We start from the raw sequence: 11,718 nt of genomic DNA, 5'->3' as shown, positions 1-11,718 counted from the left end.
GTCCTGCGCCGGCGACGGCGGCAAGTCGCGCGCGGGGCGGCGGCCCCGTCGTGCCGGCCGTCAGGCGCGGCCCACCCGGGGCGCCGGCCCCGGATGGGGCACCGGGTGCGGCGGGGGCGTCGGCGGCGGCGCCGGCTTGGGGCGGGGCGTGGTGCCCGCCGGGTACGCCCCGGCCGGCGACACCGCTCCGATGCCGGTCGGGTCGATCTCCTCCTCGGAGGGGAACACGTCGCCCCGCGGGGCGGGATCGCGGTAGCTGCTCATCGGCGTAGGGTTCCCCGACGAGGGCGCCGTAACCGTGCCCGATCGACCGGTTTCCGTCCCGCCCTGCTCGTCGGATGATGCGTCCCGACGACCACGGTGTCGAACGGGGGTACGACATGGAACTGCACCGCAACCGGGGGGCGTTGGTGCTGCCCCTGGCCTGCGTGATCGGGGGCGGGGTGCTGCTGGCGCTGCCGGGGGAGCACGTGCTGCTGCGCCGGCTGGTCGCCGTCGGCGCCGTGCTGCTGGGCGGGGGCGTGCTGGTCGGCCTGCTGCGCCCGTTCCGGTTCGTCATCGGCGCCGACGGCCTGAGCGTCCGCCGCCCCGGGCTGCGCCGCACGATCGCGTGGGCGGAGGTCGCGGCGCTGGCGCTGGCCCGGCCGCCCGCCCGGCAGGGGCTGCCGTCGACGCCGCGACTGCTGCTGGTCCCCGCGCCGGGCGCGCTGGCCGACCTGCCGGCCGACGCGCACCATCCGGTCGACGGCCGGGCCGCGGTGGAACTGCTGGACCTGGCGCGGGTCCGGGAGAGGCCCGCCGAGGTGGCGGCGGCGCTGACCCGGCACGCCGGGGACCGTTTCGTCGACGCGCTCGGCGGGGCTCCTGCCGCCGACCGCCACCGCACCCCGTGACCACCGCCGGGGCCGGGCCGCGGCACAACTGGGCGGGCAACGTCCGCTACGCCGCCCGCCGCCACCACCGCCCCTCCTCGCTCGACGAGCTGCGCCGGCTGGTGGCGGGCAGCGACCGGCTCCGGGTGGTGGGCACGGGGCACTCGTTCAACCGCCTCGGCGACACCACCGGCGACCTGGTCTCGCTGGCCGGGCTGCCCGCGACCGTCGCGCTCGACCCGGACCTCCGGGCCGTCACCGTGCCGGCCGCCATGCGGTACGGAGACCTCGCGTCCTGGCTGCACGCGCGCGGGTACGCCCTGGCCAACCTCGCCTCGCTGCCGCACATCTCGGTCGCCGGGGCGGTCGCCACCGGCACCCACGGCTCGGGGGAGACGATCGGCAACCTGGCCAGCGCGGTCGCCGGGCTGGAACTGGTCACCGCCGGCGGTGACCTGCTGACCGTGGACCGGGCGGCCGACGGGGACACCTTCGCCGGAATGGTCGTGTCGCTGGGCGCGCTGGGCGTCGTCACCCGGGTCACCCTGGACGTGGTGCCGACCTTCGAGATCCGCCAGCACGTCCGCCTCGGCCTGTCCCGCGCGGCGCTGGACGCGGCGTTCGCCTCGGCGTACAGCGTCAGCGTCTTCACCGACTGGCGGTCGCCGCGGCTGCGGGAGGTGTGGGTCAAGCAGCGCGCGGACGCGGCCCCACTCCCGGCGGACTGGCTCGGCACGACGGCGGCCGACGCGCCGCGACACCCGGTGCCGGGCATGCCCGCGCGGAACTGCACCCCGCAGCTCGGCGAGCCGGGCCCGTGGCACGAACGGCTGCCGCACTTCCGGCTGGAGTTCACGCCCAGCAGCGGGGCGGAGTTGCAGTCGGAGTACCACGTGCCGCGCGGCTCGGCGTCGGCGGCGCTGGCCGCGCTCGATCCGGTGGCGCACCTGATCGCGCCGGTGCTCCAGGTCTGCGAGCTGCGGACGGTGGCGGCCGACGGGCTGTGGCTCAGCCCGAACCACGGGCGGGACAGCCTGGCCATCCACTTCACCTGGACCGCCGACGCGGCGGCGGTGCTGCCGGTGGTGGCGGCGGTGGAGGAGCGGCTCGCGCCGTTCGCGCCGCGCCCGCACTGGGGGAAGGTCTTCGGCCTCGCCCCGGCGGCGGTCGCCGCGGCCCTGCCCCGGTACGCCGACTTCCTCGACCTGGCGCGCCGGCTCGACCCGGCCGGCACGTTCCGCACCGACCTGCTCGACCACTACCTACCCCGCAACTAGCGACCGGGCCGGCTGCCCTGCATCTGATCGCGGAGGCTGCCGCGCTGCACCGCCCGGCTGATGTCGCTCGGCGAGACGATCCCGACGAGGCGGCCGTCGGCCACCACCAGCGCACGGCCGTCGGCGCACTCGCTGAGCCGGGGGAGCAGCTCGTTCAGCGGCTCGTCCGGCCGGGCGAGCACCAGCTCGTCGGCGCGGCAGGCCACCTCGGCCAGCGTGGTGCCGGCCCGACGGTCCGCCGGGATGCCGCGCACCCGGTCGAGGGTGACCAGGCCGACGGGCCGGTCGTCCTCGGTCAGCGGCAGCGCCGTGTGCCGGTACGCGAAGAGGTAGTGATCGACGAAGTCGCCCACCGTCATCTGTCCCGACGCGGTCTGCGGCTGCGGCGTCATCACGTCGGCCACCCGGATGCCCTGAAGCGCGCTGCCCATCCGGGCCTGCCGCTCCTCCATGCCGGCGGCGCCGATCAGGAACCAACCGATCAGGGCAAGCCACAGCCCGCCGAAGCCGACGCCGGCCAGGAACTGCCACAGTCCCAGCCCGATCAGCACCGCGCCGAGCACCCAGCCGGCCCGGGCGGCGACGACCGACGCCTTCGTCCGGTCGCCGGTCGCCTTCCACACGGCGGCGCGCAGCAGCCGCCCGCCGTCGAGCGGGGCGGCCGGCAGCGCGTTGAAGACCGCCAGCAGCACGTTGATGCCGGCCAGCCAGGCCAGCGAGCCCAGCAGTAGCCCCTCCACCCCGGCCACGGCGAGCACCACCGCGATCGCGCCGAAGAAGAGCCCGATCAGCAGGCTCACCAGCGGGCCGACGCCGGCGATGCGCAGCTCCGCGCCCGGGTCGCGCGCCTCGCCGCGCAGCTCGGCCACCCCGCCGAAGAGCCAGAGGGTGATCCCGCCGACCTCCAGCCCGTTGCGCTTGGCGACGATCGCGTGCGACACCTCGTGGGCGAGCAGGCCGAGGAAGAAGACCACCGCCGCCGCGAGCCCCGCCAGGACGTACGCGGCGACGGGCCGGTCCGGGTAGGCCCGGGGGAACTGGTTGGCCGACAGCCCCCAGGCGATCAGCGCGAAGATGACCAGGACGCTCCAGTTGACCCCGACCGGCACGCCCGCGATCCGGCCGAGCCGGAAACTCGCCCTCATGTTTCGGGTACTACCCGCGACAGCCCCGCCCATGCCAGTTCGGCGGGGCATGCTGGCCGATGCCGCGACGGGCGGACCGTCGATGACGAGGTTCTTGTCGGTAGCCGCGCCGGGACCCGGCGTGGTCGGCGCTCAGGCCCACCGCCAGCGGAAATGACGGACGGCGACCCGCTGAACCAGTCGGGCCGCCGTTCGCAGAATGGAGATCAGAGCGGGCGGATGTTCTCCGCCTGCGGGCCCTTCTGGCCCTGGGTGATGTCGAACTCCACCCGCTGGTTCTCATCGAGGCTGCGGAAGCCGCTCGATGCGATCGCGGAGAAGTGGGCGAAGACGTCGGGGCCGCCGCCGTCCTGGGCGATGAAGCCGAAGCCCTTGTCGGCGTTGAACCACTTCACGGTACCTGTAGCCATGTCTGCTCCTTCGCAGGCTGTTGGAGACCGCACGGTGTGCGGACTCTTACGCCGCCGCGTTGATCGCCCGCGCCGAACCGACACGACAAACGAAAAGAGCGCCTGGATGAGGTTTCAGATAACCCCATCAGGCGCCGGAAACGTCTACGGAAATCAAAACTGCAACAAGGAGACCGTAGCACAGGCGGGTAACAGCCCTTCGTCTCCCTGCGTGTGTCCCTGTCCTGGCGGCGCGACATCCGCAGGTTCTTCGGGGTGCGGCAGACGGTCCTTCTCGTGGTGGAGAAGGACCGTGCGGCGCGGGGTCAGGTAGCGCCGGCCTGCTGGCGGCACTGGTGGTCGCGGTTGTGCTGGAGGGCTTCTTCCAGCTGGTCTTCGAGAATGATGATCCGGCAGGCGGCTTCGAGGGCGGTGCCCTGGTCGACCATCTCCCGGGCCCGTGCGGCCAGGCGCAGCTGGTAGCGGGAGTAGCGGCGATGTCCGCCGGCGGAGCGGAACGGGATGATCAGCTTCGCCTCGTCGAGGCGGCGCAGGAAATCCTGCGAGGCGCCCACGATCTCGGCGGCGCGGCCCATGGTGTAGGCGGGGTAGTCGTCGTCGTTGAGCATGTCGTCGGGTTGGGCCATGCATTCCTCTTCGTGAACGAGGGCCCCGGCGCGTGTTGCGCCGGGGCCCAGGGTTACGGGTTGAATACACCATCTACCGACAGGTTCGTCGGGTTCTCGTTTCCGCACCGTGCCGCTATCAGCAGGCGGTGCGAGGATCGCATAAGCGTGACCGGAGACCACCTCACGTTCGATGGGGCTACGGCGTCCACCTCAGAACTTGCACTACGTCCTGACGGCGGGCGATCCAACGGCGTCCAGCCCTCCCTTTCCTCTTCTTGCATTGCCTACGGTTGCTATCCGTCGATGTCGGAGCCCCACGCGACTTCATGGCCCCGCACATGTGCGGCGGATCCTTGCTGCATCAGGCGGAGCCCCGAACCTTGCATCGGCCCTGCCTGCGGTCTGCCCTGACCTGGAGTTACGTCAAGGTCTTGTCCTGCACTTGCCGTGTTGCGGCGGTGATGTGGTTTCACCGCAGTTGCCGAGCGAGCCGCGAGAAGTTCCGGGCCCTGCTTCGACGCTCCTGCTCTCGTCAGCGTCTTTAACCGATCTCTGTCGTCAACGGAGGCAACATTACCCAGCCCCACCAAGAATGTCTAGTCTCGGGAGACCAGATTTTCTCGGCCGCTGATCGCGGGTTTCCCCACCGTGCCGCCGGCCCGTGGCGATGTGCGCCCGGCGACGCGCAGGTCAGCCAGCGCTTCGAGGTGGCCCGCGCGGTACGCGAGGTCCTGCTGGGGGCGTCTGGCATCGGCCACACTCGCCGCTCGCCTGGCGGGTCTGGACCGGGCCGCCACAGTGCTCGGCGGGCCGGTCCGGTTCGTGGCTGTCTGAGCTGCGGTACGTAATCAACCGCTTACGGCGACGTTGACGGCTTCCCCGTGGACGTATACCTATGTAGTCATCGTCGTCAATTTCCCGGTCGCCGCCACGAGCCGATGGCCGGGAGACGCAGAGGAGTCCATGTGAACCGACGTACCTTCCGCCGCGCCGTCCTGTCACTCGGCATCGCGACGACCACCCTGGTCGCAGCGGTCGGCACCCCGGCGTACGCCCGGCCCGACCACCCCGCACCGGCCCCGGCGGTCGCCAGCCCGGTGTTCGCCATCACCGACGGCGTGGCCCGTCAGGTGGCCCTCACCGGTCGGTCCGAGCTGACCCGGTTGGGCGGCTCCGCCGTGAACGGCCCGGTCGACCTGCTCGCCGCCGGCGTCGACGCCCGGCTCGCCGGTGACCTCCGCGCCGCCAACCAGCGGCTGCTGGTCGCCAAGGGCCTGCCGGGCGGCACCGGCTCGCTGTTGCGGTTGCGGCTGGCCCACCCGGACATGCGCGCGGCGCTGACCCGCGGCGAAGCGCCGCTGGTGGCCGCCACCCCGCCCGACGACTCGGCGACGAGCGTGACCGCCTACGACCGCTCCGGCGGCACGGTGGTGCTGGATGCCACGCGGGTGCCGCGGCAGCCGGTGCTCGTGGTGGACGTGGACACCGAGCGGGCGCTCACCGCGGGGCTGGCGATGATGCGCCAGGAGCTGGGCGAGAGGGGCATCGGCCGGGCGGCTCCGGCGCGTCCCGCGACCCGCGCCTCCGGGTTGACCGCGTCGGCCGGTTACTGGGCCACCAAGGTCGACGCGGTCCGGCTGAGCGACGACGAGGAGCCCTGGATCAAGGGCGACGCCGAGATCTACAACCTCGTGGCCGGGTTCGGGTTGGACGGCAAGGTGAAGGTCGACCTCGTGCAGATGCCGTACCTGGATCACGACGGCACCACCTACTACCCGAACCAGCTGCTGGTGCACTTCTCGTCGTACAAGTACAACCTGGCCGACGTGGTGATGATGGAGGACGACGGGGACACCAACTACGCGGCCCTGGTCAAGGCCATCGCGGGCGCCCTGCTGGTGATCGTGGACGGTGGCGTGTACACCCCGGTGGTCAACGCGATCCTTGACGCCATCCCCACCTCCTGGTACACCGACGACCCGGACTTCGTGGACGCCTGGTACACCCTGAGCACCGCCAGCAGCGGCCGGAAGCACGGCGCGGGCGCCAACGGCTGGATGGACGTCACCCCGTACTGGGTCGCGCAGTTCTGACCGGCCCGCTCGACCCCGTTGGACGTCTTCGAGCAGCGGGTCTTCCCATCTACGTATTTCCATGCATTACAGTGACGCCGTGCCAGCCCGTACGGGTACAGGCGGCCCACGACGGCCTCCCGGCACCCCCTACTTTCCGTGGAGAGGTGCTCGTGATCAGTAACTCCTCAGCGCGCCGCCGCACCCTGCTGGCTGCCGCCGCTGGTTTCGTCGTGGCTCCGTGGGCGGCGACCGGCGTCGCGCACGCGGCGGTCCCGAAGGTCTACCTCGACCCCGGGCATGGCGGCACCGACCCCGGCGCCGTCGGCAACGGCCTGACCGAGAAGGCCCTGACCCTGAGCATCGCGCTTCAGACCCGCGACATCCTCAAGGCCAATTACAGCGTCGACGTACGGATGTCCCGCACCTCGGACATCACCCGCAGTCTCACGTACCGTACGAGCGACGCCAACGCGTGGGGCGCCACGATCTTCGTCAGCATCCACATCAACTCCGGCGGCGGTACGGGTTTCGAGAGCTACCGGTACCCGGGCACCTCCAGCGCCCTGCACAGTCCGGTGCACTCCCGGGTCCTGTCGGGCATGCGCACCGTCGGCTCGGTCACCGACCGCGGCCTGAAGACCGCCAACTTCCATGTGCTGCGCGAGACCGCCATGCCCGCCGTCCTGACCGAGAACCTGTTCATCGACACCGTGGCCGACGCGAACCTGCTCAAGCGCGCCGCCTTCATCACCGCCACCGCCCGAGGGCACGCCAACGGCATCGCCGCCTACCTCGGCCTCTAGGGTGCTGCGTCGCTGAATCGCCTGCCAGCCGCGGCGGGTCCGGCGAGGACGCCCGTCCGTGGTCCTGGCCGTACGTACGGGGGTGGCTGCTCGTTCAGGTCGGCAGCCACCCCATGTCTGGCCGTGACGGAGTCAGCCAGCGGCTTTGGCGACGATGCGACTGATCTCCTCTTGACCGAAGGCCCGCATGGTCGTGGTACGGACGTTGCCCGCCCCGCCGAGCCGCAGGAGCGCCGCGGAGGCGGTTTCGTCGTCCGGCGCCTCGACGATGGCCACGAGGTCGTACGGACCGGCGGTCCACCAGATGTTCAGGAGATTCGCCCCGAGCTTCTGTGTCGCTGCGGCGAAGGCCTCGGCGCGCTTCGCGGTGTCCTTGAAGCCTTGGATCCCCTGATCGGTCCAGTTCAGCAACGCGACATACGTCGGCATGGCCCTCCACCTCCACGAAGAGATCTCATCGTAAGGCAATTTCTGGGGCATAATGGTCGAAAGTGACCAGCCAGTCGGCGCCGGTGGTGGACTGGAGCGCGACCGGTGTGGCGTGACGAGCTGATGGCATTCCGTCAGTATGCAGCGGGTATGGTCGGAGTATGACTCGCCGCATCACGATCAGCCTGCCCGACGACGTGGCCGCGTACGTCGAGCGCACGCAGGGCACCACGTCCGGTTTCATCGCCGGGATCCTTCGGCGGAAGATGCGTGCCGACAGTCTTCGTGCGAAGTGGGCGCAGCTCGGCTACGTGGTCACCGACGAGGACGTCGAGCAGACCCGCGACCGCCTGGCGGCCCTCGCGCCCGTCAGCGACGAGCAGCACGCCCGCAACGTCGAGTGGCTCAGCCAGTTCGACAACGAGGGGACCGCCACCGCGTGAACGGTCTCGTCCTCGACACCTCCGCCCTGCTGGCGTACGCGTCGGGCACGAGCGTCGAGCCCGGTGCCATGCTGACCCTGGCCGAGGAGGATCCCGACCAGCAGGTGTGGATTCCGGCGCTCTGTCTCGGGCAGGCGCAACTCGAACTCGCGGGCACGCCCGCCGCCGCCATGCTCGATCTGCTGTTCACGGAGGACCGCGACATCCAGGTAGCGGTCTACGACGCTGCGACGAGTCGGCGGGTGGCCCGTATCGCGGCCGCGTTCACCGTGTCACTGGACGTCGCGCACGCGATCGCCACGGCGATCCTCTACCGGTGTTATCTGGTGACCCGGGACCGGAAGTCCATCGAAGCGGCGGCGCCGCCCGGCTTGGACGTCTTCGACATCGGCGAGACCTGGGACTGACGCGCACAGGTCGGGTGGTCCTCCGCTCTTGAGCCAGTCGGCGAACTGCCGCCGCTTCTCGTCGCCATGCCGACAGCCGGCCGGGTCCGAGTCTGTCCGCCCCGTCGGGGATAGTGGCGAGGTGGCTGGGTTGACCGTGGAGAGCGACGACGCGTACCTCTGGCTGGAAGATCTTGATGGCGCGGACGCCGCGCGGTGGGTGCGGGACCGCAACGCGGAGACCGTGGCCGCCCTGACCGGCGGAGAGGCGTTCGCGGCCCTGCGCGCCGAGCTCCGCCAGGTGCTCGACGCGGACGACCGCATCCCCTACGCCGGGTGGCGCGGCGACCACCTCTACTACAACTTCTGGACCGACGCGGCGCGCCCGCGCGGGGTCTGGCGACGGACGACGCTCGAGCAGTACCGCCGGCCGGAGCCGGAGTGGGACGTGCTGCTCGACCTGGACGCGCTGGCCGCCGAGGAGGGCGAGAACTGGGTCTGGGGCGGCGCGACGGTGCTGCGGCCCGGCTACGGGCACGCCCTGGTGAGCCTCTCCCGGGGCGGGGGCGACGCGGTCGTGGTGCGGGAGTTCGACCTCGACCGCCGCGTCTTCGTCGAGGACGGCTTCACGCTGCCCGAGGCGAAGAGCGACGTGGGCTGGATCGACGCCGACCAGATCTACGTCGCCACCGACTTCGGGCCCGGCTCGCTGACCTCCTCCGGCTATCCCCGCGTGGTCAAGCGGTGGCGGCGGGGCACGCCGCTGGCCGAGGCCGAGACCGTCCACGAGGGGCACGCCGACGACGTCGCCGTCTGGGCCTCGCACGACCCGACGCCCGGCTTCGAGCGCGACTTCGTGGGCCGCCGGCTGGACTTCTTCCGCTCGGAGCAGCACCTGCTGACCGCGACGGGGGAGCGGATCCCTGTGGCCGTGCCGGAGGACGCCGGGTGGGACGTGCACCGGGAGTGGCTGCTCGTCCGGCCGCGCTCGCCGTGGGCGGTCGGCGGCGTGACCCACCCCGCGGGCGCCCTGCTGGCTACCCGGTTCGACGCGTTCCTCGCCGGGGAGCGGGCGATGACGGTGCTCTTCCGCCCCGACGACCGTACGGCGCTCAGCGGCTGGTCCTGGACCCGTAACCGGCTGATGCTGGCCACCCTCGTCGACGTGAAGAGCCGGCTGGAGGTGCTGACGCCCGACGGGGAGGGTTGGCGGCGGGAGGCGCTGCCCGGGGTGCCGGAGTTCGACCACAGCGAGGTCGTGGACACCGACCCGGACAACGACGACGCCTACCTGCTCGCCTCGGAGGGGTTCCTCCAGCCGGCGACGCTGCGCCTCGGGCAGGTCGGCGGCGCGGTCGGGACGCTCAAGCGGGCACCGGCGTCCTTCGACGCGGACGGCCTGGCGGTACGCCAGTTCTTCGCCACCTCGGCCGACGGCACGCGGGTGCCGTACTTCGTGGTCGGGGACGCGGACGCGCCCGCCGGTCCGACGCTGCTCACCGGCTACGGCGGGTTCGAGATCCCCCTGACCCCGCACTACAGCGGGGTGATCGGCCGGGGGTGGCTGGCCCGGGGCGGCACCTACGTGGTGGCGAACATCCGGGGCGGCGGGGAGTACGGCCCCGGGTGGCACCGCGCCGCGCTGCGGGAGGACCGGCCCCGCGCGTACGAGGACTTCGCGGCGGTGGCGGCGGACCTGGTGAGCCGGGGTGTCACCACGCCGCAGCGGCTCGGGGTCGAGGGCGGCAGCAACGGTGGCCTCCTGACGGGGGTGATGCTCACCCGCCACCCGTCGCTCTTCGGGGCGGTCGTCGCGCACGTGCCGCTGCTGGACATGCGGCGCTACCACCGGATGCTGGCCGGCGCCTCGTGGATGGCCGAGTACGGCGACCCGGACGTGGCGGCCGACTGGGAGTTCCTGCGCGGCTACTCGCCGTACCACAACGTCGACGGCGACCGGGCGTACCCGCCGGTCCTGCTCGTCACCTCGACCCGCGACGACCGGGTGCATCCCGGGCACGCCCGCAAGATGGCGGCCCGGCTGCGCGAGCACGGCCACGACGTGGCCTACTACGAGAACGTCGAGGGCGGGCACGGCGCGGCGGCCAACAACGAGCAGCGCGCCTTCGTCTGGGCGCTGACGCTGGAGTTCCTGTGGCGAAAGCTGGCCGGGCAGACGCGCCCGCCCCTGCCGCGCCGGCCCTCGCCGGCCGCCCTGGACGAGCGGATCGCTCCCTGACCCGGACGCGACGCGATCCGGGGACGCTGCCGGCCGGCCGTGGGTGCCGGCGAACGGAACCGTCAGGCCGTCGGGGGCGGGGCGGGTAGCTCGTCGACCACCACGACCTCGGTGCCGGGGCGGACCTTCGCCAGCAGTTCCCGCTGCCCGCTCTTCGTCAGCCGGACGCAGCCGTTGGTGGTGTTCCGGCCCAGTTCGCCGTCGTGGTACCAGCTGTGGATGCCGATGTGCGCCCCGCGCAGGCCGGCCGGCACCGAGTCGGGGTCGTCGGGCACCGAGCCGAGGGCGTAGATGTCGACGCCCCCGTACACGCTCTGCGGCGGCGGGGTGCGGCCCAGGATGAAGGTCCGGCCCAGCGGGGTCTCCTGGCCGCGCTGGCCGAGGCTGACCTCCCAGCTGCGCACGGCCCGGCCGGCGCGGTACCAGGTGAGGCGGTGGTGCTTGCGTTCGATCACGATCTGGTCGGTCAGCGCCACGGTGGTGTGGCCGCCGGGCGGCAGCCAGGCGAGCGTGCGGTTGGCCGACGGGAGCAGCACCGCCGTCCAGCCGGCCCGCCGCTGGGCGATCGGCATGGTCAGCTCGACGCCGCTGATGGTGGGGTCGAGGAACGCCAGCGGCCGGCCGCCGGGAGCGGTGTAGGCGGCGATGCGGCGGGTCGGGTGCAGGCCCGCGGTCAGCGGCGTGGTGTCCATCGTGTCCTGATCGGCCGGGAAGCCGGTGGGCGCCGGGCCGTAGTCGACCACCGGCAGGTCGTCCGGCGCGGGCGCGGCGACGGGCACCCGCTCCGGCGCGGCGCTGGTCGGGGCCGCGCCGGTCGGCGCGGGCGGCCCGACGACGACGGGCGGCGCGGTGTGCTCGGCTCCGGGGGTCAGCACCCAGCCGGTGGCCCCGCCGGCCAGCAGGAGCAGGGGTACGCCGACGGCGGCGGCCAGCGCGCGGACGTGTCGCCGGTTCATTCGGTCAAAACGCACAAACTAACTGTAACGGGTGAACGGCGGCGAAACCCCGTCCCGGCCGGAATGCCGGCCGGG

The 11,718-nt window shown here is 72.5% G+C and carries 13 protein-coding genes; 7 read left to right on the top strand and 6 right to left on the bottom strand.

The genetic code is table 11. From position 1 onward, the window contains the following. Positions 1 to 60 precede the first annotated feature (60 nt). Positions 61 to 264, bottom strand: a complete 204-nt coding sequence (locus ACLQ20_RS16765) for a hypothetical protein (protein ID WP_225852064.1) — start codon at positions 262 to 264, stop codon at positions 61 to 63. A 74-nt stretch (positions 265 to 338) separates the two neighbouring features. On the opposite strand from ACLQ20_RS16765, the gene ACLQ20_RS16760 reads away from it, so the two are divergent. Then, on the top strand, positions 339 to 893 hold the full coding sequence (locus tag ACLQ20_RS16760) for a hypothetical protein (RefSeq protein ID WP_151453709.1): 555 nt from the start codon (positions 339 to 341) through the stop codon (positions 891 to 893). After that, positions 890 to 2,149 carry an FAD-binding protein gene (locus tag ACLQ20_RS16755; RefSeq protein ID WP_425856317.1) on the top strand — a complete coding sequence of 420 codons (1,260 nt, stop codon included), beginning with the start codon at positions 890 to 892 and terminating at the stop codon, positions 2,147 to 2,149. Before ACLQ20_RS16760 ends, ACLQ20_RS16755 begins: the two co-directional genes overlap by 4 nt. Here the strand turns inward: ACLQ20_RS16755 and ACLQ20_RS16750 are convergent. From ACLQ20_RS16750 to ACLQ20_RS16740, 3 genes are all read right to left on the bottom strand, one after another. After that, positions 2,146 to 3,294, bottom strand: coding sequence for a site-2 protease family protein (locus ACLQ20_RS16750; protein WP_151453710.1), 1,149 nt, complete (start codon positions 3,292 to 3,294; stop codon positions 2,146 to 2,148). The two genes, ACLQ20_RS16755 and ACLQ20_RS16750, sit on opposite strands and share 4 nt — an antisense overlap. 206 nt (positions 3,295 to 3,500) lie before the next feature. Then, positions 3,501 to 3,704 carry a cold-shock protein gene (locus ACLQ20_RS16745; RefSeq protein WP_151453711.1) on the bottom strand — a complete coding sequence of 68 codons (204 nt, stop codon included), beginning with the start codon at positions 3,702 to 3,704 and terminating at the stop codon, positions 3,501 to 3,503. 305 nt (positions 3,705 to 4,009) lie between these two features. Then, positions 4,010 to 4,330 carry a MerR family transcriptional regulator gene (locus tag ACLQ20_RS16740; RefSeq protein WP_132237156.1) on the bottom strand — a complete coding sequence of 107 codons (321 nt, stop codon included), beginning with the start codon at positions 4,328 to 4,330 and terminating at the stop codon, positions 4,010 to 4,012. Between the two features lie 947 nt (positions 4,331 to 5,277). Here ACLQ20_RS16740 and ACLQ20_RS16735 point away from each other — a divergent pair. Beyond that, on the top strand, positions 5,278 to 6,405 hold the full coding sequence (locus tag ACLQ20_RS16735; protein WP_425856312.1) for a DUF3103 family protein: 1,128 nt from the start codon (positions 5,278 to 5,280) through the stop codon (positions 6,403 to 6,405). Between the two features lie 146 nt (positions 6,406 to 6,551). Then, entirely contained in the window at positions 6,552 to 7,190 is a 639-nt protein-coding gene (locus ACLQ20_RS16730; RefSeq protein ID WP_305069285.1) for an N-acetylmuramoyl-L-alanine amidase family protein, read from the top strand. A 132-nt stretch (positions 7,191 to 7,322) separates the two neighbouring features. Here ACLQ20_RS16730 and ACLQ20_RS16725 read toward each other — a convergent pair whose 3' ends face one another. Further along, positions 7,323 to 7,619, bottom strand: a complete 297-nt coding sequence (locus tag ACLQ20_RS16725) for a GYD domain-containing protein (protein WP_151453713.1) — start codon at positions 7,617 to 7,619, stop codon at positions 7,323 to 7,325. Between the two features lie 161 nt (positions 7,620 to 7,780). Between ACLQ20_RS16725 and ACLQ20_RS16720 the strand changes: the two genes are divergently transcribed. The 3 genes from ACLQ20_RS16720 to ACLQ20_RS16710 all read left to right on the top strand — a co-directional run bounded on the left by ACLQ20_RS16720 (position 7,781) and on the right by ACLQ20_RS16710 (position 10,687). Then, on the top strand, positions 7,781 to 8,062 hold the full coding sequence (locus ACLQ20_RS16720) for a hypothetical protein (RefSeq protein ID WP_425856309.1): 282 nt from the start codon (positions 7,781 to 7,783) through the stop codon (positions 8,060 to 8,062). Further along, positions 8,059 to 8,469 carry a type II toxin-antitoxin system VapC family toxin gene (locus ACLQ20_RS16715; RefSeq protein ID WP_151453715.1) on the top strand — a complete coding sequence of 137 codons (411 nt, stop codon included), beginning with the start codon at positions 8,059 to 8,061 and terminating at the stop codon, positions 8,467 to 8,469. The genes ACLQ20_RS16720 and ACLQ20_RS16715 overlap by 4 nt, the downstream gene beginning before the upstream one ends. 121 nt (positions 8,470 to 8,590) lie before the next feature. Further along, a complete protein-coding gene (locus ACLQ20_RS16710; RefSeq protein WP_425856306.1) occupies positions 8,591 to 10,687 on the top strand; it encodes a prolyl oligopeptidase family serine peptidase in 2,097 nt (698 codons plus the stop codon). A 62-nt stretch (positions 10,688 to 10,749) separates the two neighbouring features. On the opposite strand, the gene ACLQ20_RS16705 is transcribed toward ACLQ20_RS16710, so the two are convergent. After that, on the bottom strand, positions 10,750 to 11,658 hold the full coding sequence (locus tag ACLQ20_RS16705) for a L,D-transpeptidase (RefSeq protein ID WP_425856303.1): 909 nt from the start codon (positions 11,656 to 11,658) through the stop codon (positions 10,750 to 10,752). Between the last annotated feature and the right edge of the window lie 60 nt (positions 11,659 to 11,718).

It is taken from the genome of Micromonospora sp. DT46 (assembly GCF_049841735.1).
GTDB classification, from domain to species: Bacteria; Actinomycetota; Actinomycetes; order Mycobacteriales; family Micromonosporaceae; genus Micromonospora; species Micromonospora reichwaldensis.
This window is presented reverse-complemented; position numbering and strand designations above follow the sequence as displayed.

Bases quoted from the DNA above. Each gene is read 5' to 3' on its own strand.
- ACLQ20_RS16765 (WP_225852064.1), bottom strand. From the start codon at position 264: ATGAGCAGCTACCGCGATCCCGCCCCGCGGGGCGACGTGTTCCCCTCC.
- ACLQ20_RS16760 (WP_151453709.1), top strand. From the start codon at position 339: ATGATGCGTCCCGACGACCACGGTGTCGAACGGGGGTACGACATGGAA.
- ACLQ20_RS16750 (WP_151453710.1), bottom strand. From the start codon at position 3,294: ATGAGGGCGAGTTTCCGGCTCGGCCGGATCGCGGGCGTGCCGGTCGGG.
- ACLQ20_RS16745 (WP_151453711.1), bottom strand. From the start codon at position 3,704: ATGGCTACAGGTACCGTGAAGTGGTTCAACGCCGACAAGGGCTTCGGC.
- ACLQ20_RS16740 (WP_132237156.1), bottom strand. From the start codon at position 4,330: ATGGCCCAACCCGACGACATGCTCAACGACGACGACTACCCCGCCTAC.
- ACLQ20_RS16725 (WP_151453713.1), bottom strand. From the start codon at position 7,619: ATGCCGACGTATGTCGCGTTGCTGAACTGGACCGATCAGGGGATCCAA.
- ACLQ20_RS16720 (WP_425856309.1), top strand. From the start codon at position 7,781: ATGACTCGCCGCATCACGATCAGCCTGCCCGACGACGTGGCCGCGTAC.